Consider the following 22918-nt stretch of genomic DNA (forward strand, 5'->3'; position numbering starts at 1 on the left):
CTAACGTGGGCTTTTATTATTAGCTATTTTTAGGCTTATCCCAATTATCCTTAGCACCATTAGTGCTCAGTTTTATTGCTTTATTATAAGTGCTAGTACCTGTTTTTGGAGTGGCACTTATAGTAATACATTTCTTTAAATCGGCTTTTTTTGGTTCTTCTGTACTATTTTTTTCACACTTGTAAATATGATAAGTATAAAAGTCTGTTCCAGTAGGTTTTAAATCTTTATCATATTTTAAATGACGAATAAAGTGCCTTTCCTGTAGCTGCATAAATTTTGCTATCTCTGTTTTAGCATCATTAGCCCTGGTTTTTCTGACATACTCTTGATAGCTTGGAAAAGCTACAGCGGCCAGTATCGCAACAATAACAACTACAATAAGTACTTCAATTAAAGTAAAGCCCTGGCTTTGTTTTACTATTTTCACTAATAATACTCCACACGCATTTTAAAATGCGTATTATCTCATTAGCTCATAGTTATGTCATTAGCAAGCAACAAAATTACTGTTAATAATTTAATATTTCTGATTTAATAAAGTTTATGGCAAAGATGAAACACTTAGAAAAACATTAACTTTAATATAAATATCATTTCTTATTGAGTTTGATAAAAAAAAGTATTCCTAAACTTTTTCTTCACAATTACCACTGGAAGGTACTACTAAGTAAGTAGTATAATTTAACAAATGTAGAGGCGAATGCTTCTTCATACACAACCAAAAACTGGTACAGCACAGTCGAATCGAGCTACCATCCAATGGCAACGGTCGCTGCTGGTATGAAAAACACGATACAACAGTAGCAGGTGAAAAGTGTACTAAATGGTAAATGACAGTACTCAATCTATAGTACCATGGTACTTTATTAAAGCCGATTTTTGCTGCTTTTTTGTTGAGTCTGTTATTTAAACCCAGTTTTCCAACCGTAGTCCTTCCACTTGATTAAACTCACGCATGTTGTTAGTTATCAGGGTTAGTCCTTCGCTTCTTGCATGACCAGCAATCTGTAGGTCGTTGACACCTATTGGTGTGCCCTTGCATTCCAAGTTGGCACGAATATCTCCATAGTGTGAAGCGGCTTTATTACGCCCTATTTCCCTTTCAAAGGTTGCAGTTACCCTCATTAACCACTATTCCAGCTAGACTGTCTAGATTATTAGGAACTTTTTATGCCTACTACAACCAATGAGTGGCAGCTGCAAGAGGCTAAAAACAAGCTAAGCAAGTTGATTAAAGATGCAGGCAACGGCTTGCTTCAATATATTACCGTTCATGGAAAGCAAACCGCTGTCGTGTTATCTGTTAAAGAATATGAGCGGCTTATGCATTCTACTGAAAACCTATACGTATACAGAACGTTTGTATACTTATCCCTCTAATGCTGCCACCACGGCTTGTGGGTTATAACCACTGATGGTTTTGCCCTTAACCAAAAACACGGGAACCCCTTTGCCACCTAGTTGCTTATATTGACGGAGGCCTTCTGTGGACTTTTCAATATCGTACTCTGTATAGGGTATATTGTACTTTTCTAAAAATGATCTGGCTTTTTTGCAGTATCCACACCAGCTAGTGGCATATAGCACGACATCCTCTTTATTGGTGGCAGAAAAGTCAGGTGGTGGGTTTAAAAACAGGCTTATTTCTTGTCGGTTTTGAAACAACACTATAACAGCGATAACTAACAGCCACTTTTTCATATCTTTTCTCAAGTATATCCTTCGCTGAAGGTATTTTAACTATTGCTAACACAAAAAATGAATCATGATCAGTCAATATATAACAAAACCTGGGCTATATAATATAGCCCAGTCCTAATTCAGTTGAATGCTGTACTTTTTATGTAATTTTAGCTAAACATCTTTTCCAGGTAAGGCTGTGCTTCGGCTAGCACTTTTTGATAAGAAGGCCTTTCTGATACGCGCTTATAATAAGCTTTTATACCTTCAAACTGCTCAAATGGATAGATTTTCTGTGCATAGAATAAAGCAGGCACTGCAGAGCAGTCAGCCATTGTAAAGTCATCACCTTTTGCAAAAGTGGTTTCGCTATATTGTTTGTTCATGTAGTGATACATAATATCTAATTGCTCTTTTGCTTTGGCTTGCTTTTCAGAGTCTTGCTTTTCCGCTGGCTTCATACTTTCAAAAAATAAAGTTGCAATATTGTCATTTAGATAATTATCTTGAACTCTATCGATAAACCTCACCTGCCGGGCTGCATCTTTGTCTTCAGGAATAAGCCTGGTACCAGAGGAAAAATGAGTATCCAAGTATTCTATTATTATTGTTGATTCTGGAATCATATGGTCATCATTACACATCAATAGAGGTATTTTACCCAGAGGATATATTTCTTTGTATTCTTTTTTACTTGCCTCATCCATTAAGTTGACAATATAAGGGGTAAATTCAACCTCTTTTTCATAAAAAGCTATTAACACTTTTTGTGAATATGTTGATAGCGGGTGATAATATAGTTTCATTTTTATTATTCCTTTTCTTTAATTTTTTGTTGGCTTTATTCTTGTAGCAAACTCAAATAGTCTTCCAAATGATCGAGTTGTTGACTCCAGAAACTTTCATAAAAACCTAACCATCGATGAGCTTCCCGCAAGGTTAATGGATTAAGCGTGCAGATTTGCTCCCGACCTCGCTTTTTTCTGGTTATTAAACCTGCTCTTTCAAGCACCGCTATGTGCTTTGCCACTGCAGGAAAGCTAATATCAAACGGTGCCGCTAAATCCCTAATGCTATAACTCCCCCCACATAGCGTTTGCAAAAGCTGCCGTCGGGTTTCATCAGCTAAGGCTTTGAATACAAGATCTAATGATAAAGGTCGAGGTGTTTGCATATTATCCAGTATAGATGTTGTATCCAAATATTAAACCGATTGGTTTAATATTTTTCGCCACCAAAAAGGTTCTCTTTGATATTCGCTCGACAAAGAGTAAGGGTAAATACCTATATAGTTACCCTTGCCCACCCATAAATATGGATATAATATACATATTATATAATATGCATTTAAGATTCATATTAATGGGCAAAATATTAATAGACAAAGCTACTCTTCAGCCAAAAGAGGGATGAAAAGAAGCACAACATTTAACCAACCCAACATTTTCAATATACTTTTATTACAAGGACCTGCTAATGCTTGATTCAAACACCATAACAACTGTAAAAGCTACTGTTCCCTTATTAGAGCAAGCCGGTACTGCAATTACAGAACATTTTTATAAAAGAATGTTTAAACACAACCCAGAGCTGTTAAACATCTTTAATGAAAGCCACCAACATACTGGTGAACAGCCTAAAGCTCTGTTTAATGCCGTATTAGCTTATGCAAAGTTTATCGATAAGCCTGAAGTACTTTCTGGAGCCATTGAACACATTGCCCAAAAACATACTGGCTTTTTAATTCAACCAGAACATTACACCATTGTTGGCAATCATTTACTGGCTACATTAAAAGAGTTAGCACCCGATGTAGTCACAGATGAAGTGCTTGCCGCATGGACTAAAGCTTATCAAGTATTAGCAGGTATATTTATAGAGCGTGAATCGACGATTTACAGTGAGTATCAGCAGGCCGAAGGTGGTTGGAAAGGCCCCCGTGAGTTTACTGTATTAGAGAAAAACGTTGAAAGTGACTTAATCACCTCCTTTAAATTTGCTCCCGTTGATGGCAAGCCTGTAAAAAGTTTTAAACCAGGACAATACTTAAGTCTAGTCACTAACCCAAACTCATCTGTACACCAAGAAATACGACAATACTCACTATCTGACAAACCTAATGGTAAAACTTATCGCATTAGTGTACGCAGAGAAAGCAGAGGAGTAAAACCAGGTATTGTTTCTAATTACCTGCATAATCAAATCAACGTAGGCGATACTTTAAAAATATTGCCTCCTGCTGGAGACTTTTATTTACAAGCCAAACAGGAAACCCCTGTAGTGTTAATATCAGCAGGCGTTGGTTTAACGCCAATGGTAAGCATGTTAAATACCTTGGTCGCCAATAAACATCAGGCACCTATTTATTATTTACATGCTTGTGAACATAGTCTAGTGCATGCTTTCAAGCCTTTTATCAAGCAAGTTGAAGCTGAAAATAAAAATGTTCAATCTCTTACTTGGTATCGACAGCCTACATCAATAGACCAACAAGGAATAGATTATCAGTTTGAAGGAACCATGCAGATTGATGATATTAAGCAACAAGTTCTATTACCCAATGCACAATATTACTTATGTGGTCCATTTGGTTTTATGCAAACAATAAATCAACAGTTATTAAGTGCAGGCGTTGACCCAAGCCAGATTCATTATGAGGTGTTTGGGCCTCAACACACCTTATAACGGCGCCTCATTATGAGTGGTGTTGGATGAACGTCCAACACTGCGATAAAACCATAAAAACATCTCCCAAATGTTTCATCAAATTTCACAAACTCTTTGATGAGTAAAATATTCAGGTTAAACCTGATATCAATTAAGTATACAAACTGTTATATAACCTTCATAAGTAGCTATACCGCTACTCAGTAACTAATAAATAGCTATGTATACCCTTCACATTGGGTATAATATCAGGTTGTACCAATGATAAACCCAGTAAAAACTCATTCATTACCAACTTCTGCTTCTGAGCCAACCATTCTCAGTAGAAGGCCTTCTAATACTAGTTTTAGCAGAGCTAGCTTGCATTCTTTCAAACAGCTGTTTAAATCCAGTAGTTTCTCTGATCATAAGTCACTATCAGAAACTGTTATCAATAAGCTGCATCGTAAGCAGTTATGGCAAGAAAAAACCATCGATTTACAACAAGCAGGCTTATCAGAAATTGCTGTAAATGCAACACTTGCAGGGTTTACTTATGGCGAGCCAATTGCTCATATCAACGAGGTTGAAGCAAAAGTAAACAGCTCATCGCAACATAAATTGTGTCGGTTAGAGGATTTTCGTTCTGCATTTATTAACGACCCCTTATTGGCTAACCTGAAGTTCACATCTGAAGGGATTGGATATGATAAACATACAGGACTCCTTGCAGCATTATTTTACGAGCCCACCAAAAACCAATTTAAACTAGTTTTTGGTGGCACTCACTCAGGCAAAGGTTTTGTTAAGCCTAAACATTATCGTTCTTTATCTGCTCACCAGCTAACAACTGACTTAAAAAACCTGGTTGGTAGTTCAGTACCAAAACTTTATCTACAGACTTCCGCAATTGTTAATACCATCAAAGCAGTTGCAAAAGATATCGCCATAAAGAATAAAGTACCTGAAGCCCCCTTATTATTGTTAGGGCATTCATTAGGTGGTGCAATGGCCCAATATGCAGCAATTAAGCATGGGTTAAAGGCCATCGGCTATAGTTCAGCAGCACTTGGTCATGCAGCTTTACTGGATTTAGCTAAAGCTAACCGACTTTGGGATGCCGATTGGATTAAACAACATATTGAGCATTATTTTATTGAGGGAGACCCTGTTTGCAACCCTGCCCCATGGAAAACTGGCGGCAGTTTTCGTGCACAATTTTCTTTAACCAATCTCGGCACTCGTCATATAATTCCCCCTCAATCAAAGGCTTATAGCTCTTATCTGGGCAGACACAGCTATGCAGAGCAACATATTTTGTTATTTATCGATAAATTTTTATCTAAAGATATTGGCATAAATATACAACCTATACTAAGTTGTAATGAGTAACGTAGTAGTACGTTACCTCTTATCCTTTTCAGTGCTTGTAGCCGTTTTGGCTAGACTACTGACGCCGTAGCCCTAACGTATTATCTAAAGCAGTATTTGCTGAGTAGCAGGCTTTAAAACAATTATGCTTTATTAATTGTTAGAAGCAGTTGTATTTACCCTGTTCCCCGATTGCTTATTCAAAGGGAAGGGTATTTTACTTTCTGCTTCAGTGCTGGTTAAATGCCTGACAGCTTTTTAGGAGATGTAAAATGGCAATTTCCCGGCGTCAGTTTTTGTTATCCTCTGCTGGCATTTTAGCTGCCAGTCAACTTCCTCGTCTTGTGTTAGCCGCAAAAGAGTCTGATTTTGATTATGTATTAACTGCCGAACCTGGTTCTGCCGAACTTATTCCAGGCATTAATACATCAATTTTGGGTTTTAATGGTGGTTACCCTGCACCTGTATTACGTGCTAAACAAGGTCAACGCATACGAATAAAGTTTATAAACAAACTAAAAGAGCCTACAACGATACATTGGCACGGTATTCGAATTGACATTGCAATGGATGGTGTACCCTTTTTATCTCAACCACCCATAATGCCAGGCGAGACATTTATCTATGACTTCGTTTGCCCAGATGCAGGAACGTTTTGGTACCACCCTCATATGAACAGTACCCAGCAGCTTGGCAGAGGCTTGGTTGGTACGTTAATTGTTGAAGAAGCAGAGCCTGTTACATTCGATGCAGACATTCCCCTTTGTCTAAAAAATTGGCATATAGATGAAAAAGGCGAGTTTACTCAGTTATCTATCCCTCGTTATGCCGCCAGAATGGGCACCCCTGGCCGCTATGAAACAGTTAATGGCCAACATAAACCAACTATTGAGATACCAACAGGTGGATTAATACGATTACGTTTTTTGAATGTAGATAATACACTTATTTATAAAATTGCGCTTAAAGACTTCCCTGCAAAAATTATTGCTGTAGATGGTAATGCTCTAAGCAAGCCAGTTCCATTAACTGCCCACGAAATAGGTGCAGGAATGCGTTTAGATATTGCATTTATTGCACCAGAAAAAACAGATGAAATCATTGAAGTACAAAATGGTAAAGGCAGGCTTTTCTTTGGCTTGTTAAAGCTAAAAACAGTTGAGGCGAAACTACCAAAACGAAATCAAATTCCATCACTGCCAGTCAACCCAATTCCTTCGCCTGATTTGAAAAGTGCAGAAGTCATAAACTTTTTATTCGAGTGGTCTGGCGCTATGACCCCAACTGATAAGAATGGTAAAGCTAAACATGAGTTTTGGACCATCAACCGCCGAGCTTGGGAAGGTATGAACCAAAATAATTTACCTGCCCCGCTAGCCGAATTAAAGCTTGGTAAAACGTATATCTTTGACATGAAAAATGTCACCCCACATAAACATCCTATTCATATGCATGGTCATACATTTACCGTTATATGGTCAAATAAAAAGAAAATAAAACCCTATCATACCGATACGGTTTTAATGGAAAAAAACGAAAGGGTAAAAATAGCTTTTGTGGCAGATAACCCTGGTAGATGGATGTTTCATTGCCATGTAATTGAGCATATGAAAACAGGGTTAATGGGATATGTTTCGGTTGTATAAAAGCTAAGCTTAGTGTCCGATATGGAATAACAGGCCATTCTTCTGCCACTCTTGAAAGACCATCCCCGGTCTATCAAGAGCTAAAAAAGCATCCATGCTTTAGCTCCAGAATACCCTGTTACTCCATATCCTTTAGCTTTCATATCAACTTAATAACCAGAGAAATATCCACAGCAAGGGGTTCTTTAGGCGAGGCCATCGAGAGATGAAGCCCCAGGAGCTTATATATAATAAGTGACTGGGGTGAAGAACGAAGATAACAAAGCCTAAAGATCATTTGCGAAGGATATAGTTATTTCCAGTTCCACTTCTGTCCTTTCTTATTCTCATCCTTCAGCCAAATACCTACCCAATCCTTGTGTTTTTCATAAAAGTGCTGAATAACTGCAAAGTTATAAGCCACGTTTTGTAAACGTCCATTACTAAGGGTCCAGCGTTGTTTCATGTCACTTGCATTACAACTACCAATTACTGCACGGTTTTTACCACTCCACCATTTTTCCATTTGTAAACATTTATTTGGTTCATTGGCAGGGTGCAATAAGCCTTTGGAATCCAGTTTCCATTGCTGAGTTTTACTATTACTGCTACAGCTTTTAGCTTTCACATGCATGTTGGTTAAACTCAAACAAGCCTGCATATCATTCATCATTGGCTTGAAGTCACCTTGTGGTGGCTCTGGGTCAGGATTTGGATTCGGGTTAGGATTTGGATTCGGATTCGGATTTGGATTTGGATTCGGATTCGGATTCGGATTTGGATTCGGATTTGGGTTCGGGTTCGGATCACCATCACCTGGCTTATCACCACCATCAGGCACATTACAACGACTGCCTAGTCCTACTACTTTAAACGCAGCTTTAACATCACCAACACTCCAGCCTTTGTCTTTAGCTGCTTTCATTACCCCACAAGAGCCGTCTTCAAATTGAGTGTTTTGTTTCCAGTACATTTTGTTGGCAATAACCATGACTTCAAAGGCTGACTTAACCCCCCAACCACTGGTGTTTGCTAAGTTATAAAAAGCTCGGTTATAAACACCGCTTGAGAAGTGAACATCCATTCCCTGGCGATAGCTTTCTGCATGATCAATTGAGCGCCCATCCTGGCTTGGCTTTTCAAAATAACGAAGTGCTTTCATGCTTTTGGTAATAGTTGCGCCTACCAACCAGTCTACCTTTTTAAACATATGATACTCAGCAGCTTCGCCCGCCATATCAGAGAAGGCCTCGTTCATACCGCCCGACTGACCTCGGTATACTAAACCTGAGTTATGCTGGGTAAAACCATGGCTTACTTCATGAGCAGATACATCTAATGAAGTAAGTGGGTAAAACGTTCTGCTTCCATCACCAAAAGACATCGCGCGGCCATCCCAAATTGCATTGTCGTAATTTCGACGGTAGTGGGCACGCATCTTTAATTTATGTGGCAGTGGTTTCATGTCAAACCACTCTTTATACATTTTGAAAACCATCATTCCAAAATAATGTGCATCATTTAGTGGCGAGTAAGCCCCATTAATTTCTTTATGAGTATTTTCTGGACAACTAAATTTATGAACCTGGCCACCGGAGCTTTGGTGTTTCATATCGATGGTTTCAACATTTTCAGTACTCATTCGGCACTGATCATCAACTGGGAGCATGCCATGATCTTTACCATACATGTATTTTCCCATTTTTTTGTTTCCACCTGGGCCAGTGGCTTCTCTTGTATTGATACCTTCCCAACTATCAACCACTTCACCAGTATGAGCATCAATTAAATAAAAAGGCCTAGTCGGTTCAGGGTCATGAGTGAAATAAGAAACCTCATAGATTAACCTTGGTTTTTCTGGATCTTCAGCATATATATAAAGCTGTTTATCGTTATGCTCAATTCTGGCTGATTTAAATCCAGCATGTCCTTGTTGTTGTTTAGCAATTTCCAGCGCTTGGTCAGCGGAAATACTAGGATCTACAACCAAGTTATCTTGCTCAAGCCCTCTTAATAAATAGCCACTAAAATCTCCCGCAACACCTTGCTTATCGACCCCTGCAACAAAAGTGTAGCCCCACACTGGCACACCTTTGTAATGCTGCTGATAACGAGTTTTTTTAATGCCACTATCAAATTTCATCATAGCAGCAGGCTTCGCATCTTTTGCAGACTCTAACTCCAAAATTTCGTGCACAGGCGCAATACTGCGAATAGCGCGAGTTAATTCATGCTCTTCAAGGTTAATTCTTTCTGCCGCTAGCGCTGTCATAGAAACTAGAGTACTGGCACTGAGCACACTAACATAAGCAATTTGTTTTAAAACATGCTGACTTTTCATAATAAGCCTCATCAAAGTAAATTTATTAGGCTTGTCGAGTATGCTAATAGCGAGGTTGACATTTTTATTATTTAAAACAAACACTATCAAATATTGCTAAAATAGCGGCTCAACAATTAGCTTAACTCTTCAATATTTTTACAAAATAATCTCAAGCTTACTGAGGTACTAAAATAAATAACAAACATTCCAGTTAAACAATAACTAAAACCCTTTAAGTAAAATTCACTTTACTTACAAGGTATTAACTGGCGATGAATCTGTAAGCTATGATGCAGGAATAAAATTAATTAACTTAGAAAAGAGTCACATGTTATTCTTTACAACTTATCGATAGTGTTTTTTTTGACCCATTTAAACAACAAACTTCTTATTTCTACTCAACCGATTTGACTAATAATATTATTCCATAGCAGTTGTTAAATATTAATTATAATCAAGCCCATTAAAATATTTTTATTCAATAATCAAGTTACTGAAAGATAACTAAAAATAAATGTAATTACTAACAAACATACTTTGCATTGTTTTAATTTGCCTGTACTTTAATAATATTAATTTCTATTGATTTTGGGGTGTAAAAAAACAAGAGAGAGTGCCGCAAAAGTCATTTTTAGCTCCCTCTCATCCAGAAATCCGCAAACCTATCAATAAAAATAACTGCCCACAAAGTCAACTTTAACCGTAATTTTTGTGGATAAGGTGTGATTAGTTGTGGATATCAAGTTAACTTCGTGATAAAAGCCTCAATAATTACTGGTTGCCTGTGGATAACTTTAATCCACCAAAGCAGCTCTTATTTGCAACCATACTATGAATACCTATAGCAATCTTAAAATTTGACTATAAAATAGCCAGCCATACTTACAGTTACAGACCTAGTACAGCATAAGAAAGCTTTTCTATATACTAGGCGACCATTTAACAGGCTCTTGGGTGAGGTATTACGGTGGACTATCCGACTCGCTATGACGTTATTGTCATTGGTGGCGGCCATGCAGGCACAGAGGCAGCTCTGGCAGCGGCACGCACCGGGGTTAAAACGCTGTTATTAACCCATAACATTGAAACATTAGGACAAATGTCCTGTAACCCAGCGATTGGCGGTATTGGTAAAAGCCATTTGGTGAAAGAGATCGACGCCCTGGGCGGTGCTATGGCATTAGCTACGGATAAGGCCGGGATTCAGTTTCGCATTCTTAACTCTCGGAAAGGCCCTGCGGTTCGTGCAACCCGCGCTCAAGCAGACCGCGCCTTATATAAAGCCGCTATCCGTCGAGTATTAGAAAATCAGCCTAACTTAGATATTTTCCAGCAAGCCGCTGACGACTTAATAGTAGAAGGTGAACAGGTCAAAGGGGTTATTACCCAGATGGGCCTGAAGTTTTTCTCTAATAATGTGGTACTCACTACTGGTACATTTTTAGGTGGACAAATCCATATTGGCTTACAAAACTATTCGGGTGGTCGAGCGGGAGATCCTCCTTCTATTGCACTAGCCAACCGCCTGCGTGAATTACCATTCCGTGTGGATCGACTAAAAACAGGTACACCTCCTCGAATTGATGCCAAATCAGTCGATTTCTCTGCCATGACACCACAGCCTGGAGACACCCCCACACCAGTGATGTCTTACCTGGGCTCTGTTGATGATCATCCAGAGCAAATCTGCTGCTACATTACTCACACCAATGAGCAGACTCATGAGGTTATTCGTGGCGGTATGGATCGCTCGCCAATGTATACGGGAGTGATTGAAGGAGTTGGGCCACGTTACTGTCCGTCTATAGAAGATAAAATTGTCCGCTTTGCAGATAAAAACTCACACCAGGTTTTTGTTGAGCCAGAAGGGTTAACCACCAACGAGCTTTATCCCAACGGTATTTCCACCAGCCTGCCGTTTGATGTGCAGCTAGAGTTAGTACGCTCGATTAAAGGCTTTGAAAATGCCCATATCACTCGTCCAGGTTACGCCATTGAATATGACTTTTTTGACCCCAGAGATTTAAAGCCTTCTTTAGAAACCAAGTTTATCCAAGGTTTATATTTTGCCGGGCAAATCAACGGCACCACTGGCTATGAAGAAGCCGGTGCGCAAGGCTTACTTGCTGGTTTAAACGCAGCACTGAAAGCACAAGAAAAAGAAGCTTGGAGCCCTCGCCGGGATGAAGCTTATATAGGTGTGCTGGTTGATGATTTAATTAACAACGGTACTCAAGAACCTTATCGGATGTTTACTAGCCGTGCGGAATATCGCTTGATATTAAGAGAAGACAATGCTGATTTGAGGCTAACCGAAAAAGGCCGTGAGCTTGGCTTGATTAACGATCAACGCTGGGCGGTATTCTGCCGTAAAAAAGAAGCCATTGAGCAAGAAACCCAGCGCTTAAAAACCAGCTGGATTCAGCCCAATACCCCAGCAGGTGAAGAGGCTAATAAAATTCTAGAAAGACCTATTACTCGAGAATATAACCTGTTAGAACTGTTACGCCGTCCTGACATAAGCTATCAGGCAATCGCTAGTTTGGTAGGCGAACCCGTGACTGACAACCCTCAAGTGTCTGAGCAAGTAGCAATTCAAACCAAATACCAAGGCTATATTGACCGTCAAACTGAAGAAATCGCTCGGTTAAGACGTCATGAAAATACCTTGCTGCCTGAAGACTTGGACTATCAGCAAATTGCCGGGTTATCTAATGAGATCAAGCAAAAATTATCAGATGCCAGACCAGACACTTTAGGCAGAGCATCAAGAATTCCTGGAGTAACACCTGCGGCAGTATCGCTATTAATTGTTCATCTGAAAAAACGCTCTATTGCTACAGAAAAAATTGTTGCAGACAAAACTAAAACTGACTTAAGCGCCTAAGCTGTGAATTTACACTCTACACAAAACTCTCAAGAGCTTGCCAAAGCAATTGCTACTGGGGTCTCATCCATGGGGCTCCAACTTACCCAGTCTCAACTTGAGCGGTTAACGGCTTATTTGTTATTACTAAACAAGTGGAATAAAGCCTACAACCTAACAGCAGTTAGAGATATCCAACAAATGATTCCACGTCACTTGTTGGATAGCTTAAGTGTTGTGCCTTATATCGAAGGCAGTCATATATTAGATGTAGGCACCGGCCCCGGCTTACCTGGTATTCCACTAGCGATTTGTTTTCCCGACAAGCAATTTACTTTGCTGGATAGCAATGGCAAAAAAACTCGCTTTTTAGTCCAAGCAAAATCGGCTTTGCAGTTAGATAATATTCAAGTCGTTCAAAAACGCGTTGAACAATTTCAGGTTGATAATCCCTTTGATATTATTGTCTCCCGAGCTTTTAGTGCTCTACAAGATATGGTGAAATGGACTCAACACCTGCTTGCACCCAAGGGATATTTTTATGCCATGAAAGGCGTCTATCCAAAAGAGGAGATTCAGCAAGCTGAAGCGCTTTCAACAAAGCTGGTAAAATCTATACCACTTGAAGTAGCAAACTGTGAGGGCGAACGTCACTTGGTAATATTACAAAATAATAATGTTAACAGCGCTTCTTAAAGTGACACAAAACAAGTAACACTAAGGAAACTATCGTGGCCAAAATACTTGCGGTAACTAACCAAAAAGGGGGAGTGGGAAAAACCACAACCTGCGTTAATCTCGCTGCGTCGTTAGTCGCAACTAAACGGCAAGTGCTGGTAGTTGACTTAGATCCTCAAGGCAATGCCACGATGGGCAGTGGCGTTGATAAAAATGCTCTGGAAAACTCCATCTATGATGTATTAGTAGGTGCAGTAGATGCAACCGCTGCACTAGTTCCTACTGACCCTGCTGGTTATGATTTATTGCCTGCTAACGCAGATCTTACTGCAGCTGAAGTTGAGTTATTAGAAATCCCACAAAAAGAGTTACGACTGAAAAAAGCCCTCGCTGATGTTGGATCAATTTACGATTTTATCCTGATCGACTGCCCTCCCTCATTAAATATGCTGACTGTTAATGCAATGACAGCAGCTGATGGCGTTGTCATTCCAATGCAGTGTGAATACTACGCACTAGAGGGGTTATCAGCCTTATTAGACACAATCAGTCGCATTGTTTCAGTACTCAATCCTAAATTAAAAATCGAAGGTCTGTTACGCACGATGTATGACGCCCGTAACAGTCTTACTAACGAAGTATCAGCTCAGCTGGTTGAGCACTTTGGTGACTCAGTTTATCGCACCATCATTCCTCGTAATGTACGTTTAGCAGAAGCACCCAGTTACGGTTTGCCTGTACTAAAATATGACAAACACTCCAAAGGGGCACTGGCTTACCTTGCTTTGGCTGGTGAGCTAATCCGCAAACAAGAACAAGTGGCTGTTAGTGCCTAATTAAAGGCGCCCTTAATCTACGGTGTTAACTGGCGTCAGTTTACGGCATAATCAAATCAGTACTTTTATTCAGGATTAGCAAAACCAATGGCAACCAAAAAAAGAGGGTTAGGCAGAGGGCTTGATGCATTATTAGGTAGTGCAACAGCGACAACTGTTGTAGAAACTGGCAATGAACAAAACAGCCAACTAGATGAACTACCCGTTGAGTGGATTCAACGTGGGCGCTACCAACCCCGCCGAGATATGCACCCTGAAGCATTAGAGGAATTAGCCAGCTCTATAAAAGCCCAAGGGGTAATGCAACCCATTGTAGTACGCCCCATTGGTCAAAATAAGTACGAAATAATTGCTGGAGAAAGGCGTTGGCGCGCTACACAGCTTGCTGGTTTAGAAAAAATTCCTGCCGTTATTCGCGAAGTGCCAGATGAAGCCGCCATTGCCATGGCACTTATTGAAAATATCCAACGTGAAGATTTAAACCCTATTGAAGAAGCCATGGCACTTCATAGACTACAGCAGGAGTTTGGTTTAACTCAGCAGCAAGTGGCCGATGCAGTGGGTAAATCACGAGCCACTATTACAAATTTATTGCGTTTAATGACCCTGGCTGATGATGTCAAAACCATGCTTGAACATGGTGATCTAGAAATGGGACATGCCAGAGCCATTTTAACCCTGACTAAAACACAACAATTAGTAGCAGCCAAAACCATCGTGGCAAAAGGACTTTCTGTTAGACAAACTGAAGCCCTAGTGCGTCACATGCAAGCTGAAGCCGAAACAACTAAACCTGAACAAAAAATTGATCCAGATATTAAGCAACTGGAAGATGAGCTTGGTGACAAGCTAGGTACTGAAGTACTAATTCAGCACTCAGCTAAAGGGAAAGGCAAGTTAGTAATAAAATACAACAACTTAGATGAACTAGACGGCGTCTTGGCGCATATTAAATAATTACTAATATTCATAGCCTTGCTACAAATGATCAATTAATAGTCTACTTTAGAACAGTAGCAATTCCTAACATGACAGATGGAAAAGCTATTTGTTTAATACCAAGTACACGAATACATTGATGTAGTGTTGATCATATAGGCTATTCGAAATATACTTCTGGCCCCAAATTTTGGCTGAAGTTTATATAAAGCTATTTGGCTATCAATTATCCAACTGTCAGACTTTTATGAGTAGCTAGGCCTGATAATAAGCTACAAAAAAGTTTAAGCTGAATAAAACAGTGTGGATAACAAAGGTGTTTTACACCTATTGGCTAATTAATATCCAAATAGTTTTGTTACCCAATTGGTTTTTTACGATTTTGTGGTAGACAGCTTGTAAAGTTGATCGTTTCTTTAAGGTCGTAAGGGGGGACCTTTTGGTAAGGTTAGTAAGGCGAGTAGTTAATAAATGGGGTTAACTAAAGCAGTTATGGGGGCACCTCATTTACATAAACCACCAATTTACCGAGTTATTATTGCACAACTCATTGTGACGGTATGTGTAGCATGTGTCTTGTTGTTGCATAGTGTGGTTACAGCCTACTCAGCATTTTTGGGTGGACTCATTTGTCTGATTCCCAATGCTTATCTTGCCAAAAAAGCCTTTCAACACTCTGGTGCACGGGCAGCTAAACAAATTGCTCACTCCTTTTATAAAGGAGAAGCCGTTAAGCTTGGTTTAACTGCCTTATTGTTTGCACTGGTGTTTGGTTTTGTTGAGCCTCTCAATGTTTTCGCCTTATTCGGAACCTTTATTTTAGTGCAAACAGTCAACTGGTTTACGGCCCTTTTATTAAAGCTTTAATCAAGAGGGTAACTAATGCTTTGTAAAATCAGTTGCTATAGCTTAAGTGAAGCACAAATTAGGGCTTTGTTAAAAAAGAGCCAGTAAGGTTTTAAAAGAAAGAATTTTAACGTTTTTTGACCGTTTTCTTAGAATTGTCACGAGAGCGTATTATGGCGAGTGAAAATCAAACAGCAACAGAATATATCCAGCATCACCTGCAAAACCTCACCTTTGGCAGACTGCCTGAAGGCTATGAGCGTTATGACGGCACCGTGCTGACCGACTCAACCTGGACCTTGGCTCATGGTGCTGCCGAAGCAAAAGCCATGGGGTTTTGGGCCTTCCACCTTGATACCTTAGGCTGGGCTGTTGCCTTAGGTTGCTTATTCTTATTCCTGTTCCGCAGAGCCGCGAAAAAAGCTACCAGTGGCGTGCCAGGTGCTTTACAAAACTTTGTTGAGTTAATGGTCGACTTTGTTGACACCAGTGTTAAAGATACCTTTCATGGGCGCAACGCATTAATTGCACCATTGGCTCTCACTATTTTCGTCTGGGTATTTTTAATGAATCTGATGGACTTAGTACCCGTTGACTGGATTCCATTACTGGCAGGCGCTATTGGCATTGAATACATGAAAGTAGTACCCACTACCGATCCTAACGCCACCATTGCGATGGCACTAGGCGTATTCTTCCTGATTATTTACTACAGCATCAAGGTTAAGGGGGTTGGCGGTTTTGTTGGTGAGCTTACCCTTCAGCCATTCGGCAAGTGGATGATTCCATTTAACTTGCTGTTAGAAGGAGTTGGTTTAATAGCAAAACCAATATCACTGGCGTTACGTCTATTCGGTAACCTTTATGCTGGTGAGCTGATCTTTATCTTGATCGCCCTTATTCCTGTTTGGTGGGCTCAGTGGTTCTTGTCCGTTCCATGGGCAATCTTCCATATTTTGGTAATTACGTTACAGGCTTTCATCTTCATGATGTTAACCATCGTTTACCTAAGCATGGCCCACGAAGATCACTAAACAAGATTGTAGTTTTAAACTTTTTTATCATTAACTTTGTTTACGACAACTGTCGGGAGGAAATATGGAAACTGTAGTTGGTATGACAGCAATTGCCGTAGGTCTGTTGATCGGTCTGGGTGCACTAGGTACTGCGATCGGCTTCGGCATATTGGGTGGCAAATTCTTAGAAGGCGCTGCTCGTCAGCCAGAAATGGTACCAATGCTTCAGGTGAAAATGTTCATCGTAGCCGGTCTGTTAGACGCGGTAACCATGATCGGTGTAGGTATTGCATTATTCTTCACCTTCGCTAACCCTTTTATCGATTTAGTTAAATAGGGTAATTGTGCTTAAACGACTAATGCCAGTCGTTGTAAAGCATTAGTTTTCCTTAACACTAAAAGCGAGAGGTGTTGGCATGAATCTCAATGCAACCCTTATAGGGCAATCACTAGCATTTGCGATCTTCGTGATCTTTTGCATGAAGTACGTGTGGCCACCGGTTACACAAGCTTTACGCGATCGCCAAAAGAAAATTGCAGATGGGTTAGAAGCTGCTGATCGCGCCAAACGTGATCTGGAGTTGGCTCAAGACAAAGCCAGCAAGCAACTGCGTGAGGCCAAAGAGCAAGCTGCTGAGATCATCGAGCAAGCCAACAAGCGGGCAAATCAAATTGTTGAAGAAGCGAAAGACCAAGCTCGGTCAGAAGGCGAACGACTTAAAGTCGCCGCTCAGGCTGAGATTGATCAAGAGCTTAACCGAGCAAAAGAGGCATTACGTAGCCAAGTGGCTAGTATTGCAGTTGCCGGTGCTGAGAAAATTCTGGCGCAACAAATTGATAAGAAAGCCCAGAGCAAACTCGTTGATCAGCTAGCCGCTGAGCTGTAACCAAGGGGGTTATCCATATGGAACTGACCACCTTAGCCCGGCCTTATGCTAAAGCTGCGTTTGAATATGCACTTGCGCATAAAGCATTAGCCAAATGGTCAGAAATGTTGGCTATAGCATCCGCTGTATCACAGGCTGAAAAGATTCAACAGGTACTTGGTTCTCCTGGGTTAACTACAACCCAGCAAGCTGACGCCTTTGTTGAAGTCTGTGATAAAGAGCTGGATGAACAAGGCGCAAATTTCATTCGTGCTTTAGCTTCGAATAAACGTTTAACTTTGCTGCCACTGATTGCAGGGCTTTTTGAGCTATTAAAAGCAGAGCAAGAGAAGTCTATTGACGTCACCATTACTTCAGCAATGGAGTTAACGGGCACTCAGCAAGAGAAATTGGCAAAAGCACTCAGCAAGCGTTTAGGTCGCGATGTAAATGTCGTGAGCGAGGTTGATGAAAGTTTAATCGGTGGCTTGGTCATCAAGGCAGGTGACCTGGTTATTGATGGCTCAATAAGCGCCAAACTTCATCGACTGGCCGACGCGATGAAATCCTGAGTTTAAAGGGGCAGAGCATGCAGCAACTAAATCCATCAGAAATCAGCGATATTATAAAACAGCGCATCGACAAGCTCGATGTTAGCTCTGATGCCCGTAATGAGGGCACAATCGTCAGCGTATCCGATGGTATCGTCCGTATTCACGGGTTAGCTGACGTAATGTACGGTGAAATGATTGAGTTTCCAGGCAGTGTTTATGGCATGGCCTTAAACCTGGAAAGAGACTCAGTTGGTGCCGTTGTTTTAGGTGGTTATCAGGATTTGGCCGAAGGCCAAACCGCCAAATGTACGGGTCGTATCTTAGAGGTGCCCGTTGGCAACCAACTGTTGGGCCGTGTGGTAGACGCACTGGGTAACCCAATTGATGGCAAAGGTCCTCTGGATACTGATTTAACTTCACCAGTCGAAAAAGTAGCGCCAGGTGTTATCAGCCGTCAATCAGTAGACCAGCCAGTGCAAACTGGTTTGAAAGCGATTGACTCGATGGTGCCTATCGGTCGTGGTCAGCGTGAGCTGATTATCGGTGACCGCCAAATTGGTAAGTCTGCCGTAGCGATTGATGCCATCATCAACCAAAAAGGCACTGGCATTAAGTGTATCTACGTTGCCATCGGTCAGAAGCAGTCTTCTATTGCTAACGTTGTTCGCAAATTAGAAGAACATGGTGCCATGGACCACACCATCGTTGTTGCCGCTGGTGCAGCCGATCCTGCAGCAATGCAGTTCCTGGCTCCATTTGCTGGCTGTTCAATGGGTGAATATTTCCGTGATAACGGTGAAGATGCACTGATTGTTTATGATGACTTGACCAAGCAAGCTTGGGCTTATCGTCAGATTTCATTATTGCTTCGTCGTCCACCTGGACGTGAAGCGTATCCTGGTGACGTTTTCTACTTGCACTCTCGCTTACTTGAGCGTGCCGCTAGGGTAAATGCTGAATACGTAGAAAAATTCACTGACGGAAAAGTGAAAGGTAAAACAGGCTCATTGACTGCTTTGCCAATCATTGAAACACAGGCCGGTGACGTATCTGCATTCGTTCCTACTAACGTAATTTCGATCACAGATGGTCAGATCTTCCTGGAAACAAGCTTGTTTAACTCAGGTATCCGACCAGCAATTAACGCAGGTCTGTCCGTATCTCGGGTAGGTGGTGCAGCGCAAACTAAAGTCATCAAGAAGCTTGGTGGCGGTATTCGTCTAGCGCTAGCCCAGTACCGTGAATTGGCAGCATTCTCTCAGTTTGCTTCTGACTTGGATGAAGCAACCCGTAAACAATTGGAGCACGGTCAGCGTGTTACTGAGTTAATGAAGCAAAAGCAATACTCACCGATGAGTGTTGCCGAGATGGCGGTCAGCCTGTATGCAGCAGACAAAGGTTTCCTCGAAGATGTTGAGCTGAAGAAAGTCGGTGACTTTGAAGCCGCGTTGATTTCTTACATGAACAGCGAACAGGCTGATCTAATGAAAGAAATCAACGAGACTGGCGGCTACAGCGATGAAATCGAGAAAGGCCTGAAGGAAGGGATTGAGAAGTTTAAAGCGACTCAAACCTGGTAAGCCTTGTTAATCTAGGATAATCACAGCGAATGGGCTTTAGGGGCGGCCGTCAAGTGATGAATCTTAGGAGCTTATTAAAATAAGTGACTGGGATGAAGAATGAAGACAACAAACCATAAAGTTCATTCGCGAAGGTTAGCTTACTGCTGCAAAGCTGACATGTTTACTGTGTCACTAACCTGAAATAGGTGCTACATGGCAGTCGGAAAAGAGATTCGCACACAGATTGCGAGTATCAAAAACACGCAAAAAATTACCAGCGCCATGGAAATGGTGGCCGCTAGTAAGATGCGTAAAGCCCAGGACCGGATGCAACACAGCCGCCCTTATGCTTTGCGGATCCGTGAAGTTGTTGGCCATATCGCCAACTCGACACCAGAGTATCGCCATGCCTACATGACTGACCGCGAAGTAAAGCGAGTTGGGTTTATTGTAGTTTCCACTGATCGTGGCCTTTGCGGTGGCTTGAATATCAACTTATTCAAGAAAACCGTCAATGAGATGAAAGCATGGGATGACAAAGGTGTAGAAGTCGATCTGTGTTTAGTAGGAAACAAAGCAGGAGCGTTTTTCCGCCATTTTGGTGGAAATATCGAAGCGTTAATAAACGGTCTGGGCGATGCGCCAACGCCATCTGACTTAGTCGGTGGTGTAAAAATCATGCTTGATGCATATGACGAAGGCAAAATCGACCGGTTATTCCTGGTATACAATCAGTTCGTCAATACCATGACACAAAAGCCGCATACTGAGCAGCTCTTACCTTTAAAGCCAATTGAAGATAAAGCTTTAAAGCATCACTGGGATTATATTTATGAGCCTGATGCTAAAGAGTTGTTGGATGGGTTATTGATTCGCTATATCGAATCACAAGTTTATCAAGCAGTCGTAGAAAATAATGCCTGTGAGCAAGCTGCTCGAATGGTTGCCATGAAGAGTGCAACTGATAACGCAGGTGAGCTGATTGGTGAGCTGCAACTGGTGTATAACAAAGCCCGTCAAGCGGCAATTACCCAGGAAATTTCAGAGATCGTGGGCGGCGCTGCCGCTGTTTAACGGTTAAACAGGTTCATTAAGATTGGTAGAGGAACCAGCTATGAGTAGCGGACGTATCGTACAAATTATCGGCGCCGTTATCGACGTGGAATTCCCTCGCGACTCTGTACCTAAAGTGTATGATGCTCTTAATGTTGAGGGCAAAGAAACCACACTTGAGGTGCAACAACAGCTAGGTGATGGCGTTGTACGTTCTATTGCAATGGGTTCAACTGAAGGGTTGAGCCGTGGCTTAAATGTTAATAACACTGGTGCACCAATTGCTGTGCCAGTAGGTAAAGAAACCTTAGGTCGGATCATGGATGTCTTGGGTAACCCCATTGACGAAGCGGGTCCAATTGGTGAGAAAGAGCGCTCGGCTATTCACCGTGAAGCACCTAAGTTTGCTGACCAAGCGGCAACGAATGAGTTGCTAGAAACCGGTATTAAAGTAATCGACTTGGTTTGCCCATTCGCTAAGGGTGGTAAAGTTGGTCTGTTCGGTGGTGCTGGTGTAGGTAAAACCGTAAACATGATGGAGCTTATTCGTAACATTGCGATTGAGCACAGTGGTTACTCTGTATTCGCCGGTGTCGGTGAGCGGACACGGGAAGGTAACGACTTCTATCATGAGATGAAAGAGTCCAACGTACTTGACAAAGTATCACTGGTATATGGCCAGATGAACGAGCCACCAGGAAACCGTTTACGGGTTGCCCTGACTGGTTTGACCATGGCGGAGAAATTCCGTGATGAAGGTCGTGACGTACTGCTGTTCGTTGACAACATCTATCGTTACACCTTGGCAGGTACTGAGGTATCAGCACTCTTAGGCCGGATGCCTTCTGCGGTAGGTTATCAGCCTACACTAGCTGAAGAGATGGGTGTTCTTCAGGAACGGATCACATCAACCAAGACAGGCTCTATTACCTCTATTCAGGCGGTATACGTACCTGCGGATGACTTGACTGACCCATCTCCTGCAACCACATTCGCTCACTTGGATGCGACTGTTGTATTATCACGTCAAATTGCTGAGTTAGGTATCTATCCTGCGATCGACCCACTTGACTCAACTTCTCGTCAGCTTGACCCATTAGTAATCGGTCAAGAGCACTATGAGGTAGCTCGTGGTGTTCAGGCAGTATTACAGCGCTATAAAGAGCTGAAAGATATTATCGCTATCTTGGGTATGGACGAGCTTTCTGAAGAAGACAAGCTAACCGTTTCCCGTGCTCGTAAGATCCAGCGGTTCTTGTCACAGCCATTCTTCGTGGCAGAAGTATTTACCGGCTCTCCAGGTAAGTATGTACCACTAAAAGAAACAATTCGTGGCTTCAAAGGCATTCTGAATGGCGAATTTGACGACCTGCCAGAACAAGCGTTCTATATGGTCGGTTCAATTGATGAAGCTGCAGAAAAAGCTAAATCAATGAAATAAAACAACAGCGGTAAGGTTGCCTCTTTAGCAACAAACTATTTTTAGTTACAAGTTAAAAGCAACCTTATCGTTGTGACGTCATTCAGAGAGAGGGTAAAAAAGGACACAAACTACATGTTGTACTTTAATAACACTCCCTCAAGCCAGCGAGGCAAACAACAATGGCAATTACAGTGCATTGCGATATAGTCAGCGCCGAAACCGCAGTTTTTTCTGGCTTAGTGGAAATGGTGATTGCCCCAGGGCAACTAGGTGATTTAGGTATTGCGCCTGGCCATGCACCTCTGCTGACAAATCTTAAGCCTGGCCCTATCCGGGTAATTAAGCAAAATGGCGAAGAAGAAATATTCTACCTATCTGGTGGATATTTAGAAGTACAGCCAAGCGAGATTAAAGTATTAGCAGACCATGCTATACGCGCTGATGATGTAGACGAAGCCTCCGCTTTAAAAGCCAAAAAAGAAGCTGAACAGCTGATGGTTGATAAAAGCAGTGAATTTGACTACTTTCGTGCAAAAGCTCAACTTGCTGAAGCTGTGGCACAACTTCGCACATTGGAACAAATTCGCAGGAAATTGGGCCGCTAGAGAATATTTCAATACCGAAAAAGGGT

Annotated in this window: 23 protein-coding genes; 17 read left to right on the forward strand and 6 right to left on the reverse strand. The window is 41.4% G+C overall.

The annotated features are described in order from the left end of the window. Nucleotides 1-19 precede the first annotated feature (19 nt). Together OQE68_RS11160 and OQE68_RS11170 are read right to left on the reverse strand one after the other, a co-directional pair. The gene (locus OQE68_RS11160) at nucleotides 20-430 is read right to left on the reverse strand and encodes a type IV pilin protein (protein ID WP_353618512.1); all 411 of its coding nucleotides are present in this window, start codon (nucleotides 428-430) and stop codon (nucleotides 20-22) included. A gap of 479 nt (nucleotides 431-909) precedes the next feature. Next, complete coding sequence (locus OQE68_RS11170; RefSeq protein WP_219339887.1) at nucleotides 910-1128, reverse strand: PIN domain-containing protein; 219 nt, start codon at nucleotides 1126-1128, stop codon at nucleotides 910-912. 45 nt (nucleotides 1129-1173) lie between these two features. On the opposite strand from OQE68_RS11170, the gene OQE68_RS11175 reads away from it, so the two are divergent. Beyond that, a complete protein-coding gene (locus OQE68_RS11175; protein ID WP_180566631.1) occupies nucleotides 1174-1383 on the forward strand; it encodes a type II toxin-antitoxin system Phd/YefM family antitoxin in 210 nt (69 codons plus the stop codon). Here the strand turns inward: OQE68_RS11175 and OQE68_RS11180 are convergent. From OQE68_RS11180 to OQE68_RS11190, 3 genes are all read right to left on the reverse strand, one after another. Next, nucleotides 1372-1704, reverse strand: a complete 333-nt coding sequence (locus OQE68_RS11180) for a glutaredoxin family protein (RefSeq protein ID WP_180566632.1) — start codon at nucleotides 1702-1704, stop codon at nucleotides 1372-1374. The genes OQE68_RS11175 and OQE68_RS11180 overlap by 12 nt on opposite strands. A 149-nt stretch (nucleotides 1705-1853) precedes the next feature. Continuing rightward, nucleotides 1854-2489, reverse strand: a complete 636-nt coding sequence (locus tag OQE68_RS11185) for a glutathione S-transferase family protein (RefSeq protein ID WP_180566633.1) — start codon at nucleotides 2487-2489, stop codon at nucleotides 1854-1856. Nucleotides 2490-2524: 35 nt separating this feature from the next. Further along, complete coding sequence (locus OQE68_RS11190; RefSeq protein ID WP_180566634.1) at nucleotides 2525-2857, reverse strand: ArsR/SmtB family transcription factor; 333 nt, start codon at nucleotides 2855-2857, stop codon at nucleotides 2525-2527. 302 nt (nucleotides 2858-3159) lie between these two features. On the opposite strand from OQE68_RS11190, the gene hmpA reads away from it, so the two are divergent. The 3 genes from hmpA (at nucleotide 3160) to OQE68_RS11205 (ending at nucleotide 7346) form a co-directional block, all read left to right on the forward strand. Then, nucleotides 3160-4368, forward strand: a complete 1209-nt coding sequence (gene hmpA / locus OQE68_RS11195) for an NO-inducible flavohemoprotein (protein ID WP_180566635.1) — start codon at nucleotides 3160-3162, stop codon at nucleotides 4366-4368. 243 nt (nucleotides 4369-4611) lie between these two features. Further along, on the forward strand, nucleotides 4612-5721 hold the full coding sequence (locus OQE68_RS11200; protein WP_180566636.1) for a thioesterase domain-containing protein: 1110 nt from the start codon (nucleotides 4612-4614) through the stop codon (nucleotides 5719-5721). Nucleotides 5722-5972: 251 nt separating this feature from the next. Then, complete coding sequence (locus OQE68_RS11205; protein WP_180566637.1) at nucleotides 5973-7346, forward strand: multicopper oxidase family protein; 1374 nt, start codon at nucleotides 5973-5975, stop codon at nucleotides 7344-7346. A gap of 292 nt (nucleotides 7347-7638) precedes the next feature. Here the strand turns inward: OQE68_RS11205 and OQE68_RS11210 are convergent, their stop codons facing one another. Beyond that, nucleotides 7639-9666, reverse strand: a complete 2028-nt coding sequence (locus OQE68_RS11210) for a M4 family metallopeptidase (protein ID WP_180566638.1) — start codon at nucleotides 9664-9666, stop codon at nucleotides 7639-7641. Nucleotides 9667-10615: 949 nt separating this feature from the next. Between OQE68_RS11210 and mnmG the strand changes: the two genes are divergently transcribed. From mnmG to OQE68_RS11275, 13 genes are all read left to right on the forward strand, one after another. Continuing rightward, nucleotides 10616-12535: a tRNA uridine-5-carboxymethylaminomethyl(34) synthesis enzyme MnmG gene (gene mnmG / locus OQE68_RS11215; RefSeq protein ID WP_180566639.1), complete on the forward strand. Its 1920-nt coding sequence runs from the start codon at nucleotides 10616-10618 to the stop codon at nucleotides 12533-12535. A gap of 3 nt (nucleotides 12536-12538) precedes the next feature. Next, nucleotides 12539-13210, forward strand: a complete 672-nt coding sequence (rsmG, locus tag OQE68_RS11220; protein WP_180566640.1) for a 16S rRNA (guanine(527)-N(7))-methyltransferase RsmG — start codon at nucleotides 12539-12541, stop codon at nucleotides 13208-13210. Nucleotides 13211-13245: 35 nt separating this feature from the next. After that, on the forward strand, nucleotides 13246-14028 hold the full coding sequence (locus OQE68_RS11225; protein ID WP_180566641.1) for a ParA family protein: 783 nt from the start codon (nucleotides 13246-13248) through the stop codon (nucleotides 14026-14028). Nucleotides 14029-14115: 87 nt separating this feature from the next. Further along, complete coding sequence (locus OQE68_RS11230; RefSeq protein WP_180566642.1) at nucleotides 14116-14985, forward strand: ParB/RepB/Spo0J family partition protein; 870 nt, start codon at nucleotides 14116-14118, stop codon at nucleotides 14983-14985. Nucleotides 14986-15438: 453 nt separating this feature from the next. Next, a complete protein-coding gene (locus OQE68_RS11235; protein WP_219339888.1) occupies nucleotides 15439-15834 on the forward strand; it encodes a F0F1 ATP synthase subunit I in 396 nt (131 codons plus the stop codon). Between the two features lie 152 nt (nucleotides 15835-15986). After that, nucleotides 15987-16847 (forward strand): F0F1 ATP synthase subunit A, encoded by an 861-nt coding sequence (gene atpB, locus OQE68_RS11240; protein WP_180566694.1) that lies wholly within the window; start codon nucleotides 15987-15989, stop codon nucleotides 16845-16847. Nucleotides 16848-16911: 64 nt separating this feature from the next. Beyond that, on the forward strand, nucleotides 16912-17166 hold the full coding sequence (atpE, locus tag OQE68_RS11245; RefSeq protein WP_180566643.1) for a F0F1 ATP synthase subunit C: 255 nt from the start codon (nucleotides 16912-16914) through the stop codon (nucleotides 17164-17166). A 79-nt stretch (nucleotides 17167-17245) separates the two neighbouring features. Continuing rightward, nucleotides 17246-17716 carry a F0F1 ATP synthase subunit B gene (locus OQE68_RS11250; RefSeq protein ID WP_180566644.1) on the forward strand — a complete coding sequence of 157 codons (471 nt, stop codon included), beginning with the start codon at nucleotides 17246-17248 and terminating at the stop codon, nucleotides 17714-17716. A gap of 17 nt (nucleotides 17717-17733) precedes the next feature. Then, entirely contained in the window at nucleotides 17734-18267 is a 534-nt protein-coding gene (locus tag OQE68_RS11255; RefSeq protein WP_180566645.1) for a F0F1 ATP synthase subunit delta, read from the forward strand. 17 nt (nucleotides 18268-18284) lie between these two features. Next, nucleotides 18285-19829, forward strand: a complete 1545-nt coding sequence (gene atpA, locus OQE68_RS11260; protein WP_180566646.1) for a F0F1 ATP synthase subunit alpha — start codon at nucleotides 18285-18287, stop codon at nucleotides 19827-19829. Between the two features lie 195 nt (nucleotides 19830-20024). Beyond that, complete coding sequence (gene atpG, locus OQE68_RS11265) at nucleotides 20025-20885, forward strand: F0F1 ATP synthase subunit gamma (protein ID WP_180566647.1); 861 nt, start codon at nucleotides 20025-20027, stop codon at nucleotides 20883-20885. 40 nt (nucleotides 20886-20925) lie between these two features. Continuing rightward, entirely contained in the window at nucleotides 20926-22305 is a 1380-nt protein-coding gene (atpD, locus tag OQE68_RS11270) for a F0F1 ATP synthase subunit beta (RefSeq protein ID WP_180566648.1), read from the forward strand. A gap of 161 nt (nucleotides 22306-22466) precedes the next feature. After that, nucleotides 22467-22892: a F0F1 ATP synthase subunit epsilon gene (locus tag OQE68_RS11275; protein ID WP_180566649.1), complete on the forward strand. Its 426-nt coding sequence runs from the start codon at nucleotides 22467-22469 to the stop codon at nucleotides 22890-22892. Nucleotides 22893-22918: the final 26 nt, after the last annotated feature.

Source organism: Spartinivicinus marinus (assembly GCF_026309355.1).
Taxonomy (GTDB): domain Bacteria; phylum Pseudomonadota; class Gammaproteobacteria; order Pseudomonadales; family Zooshikellaceae; genus Spartinivicinus; species Spartinivicinus marinus.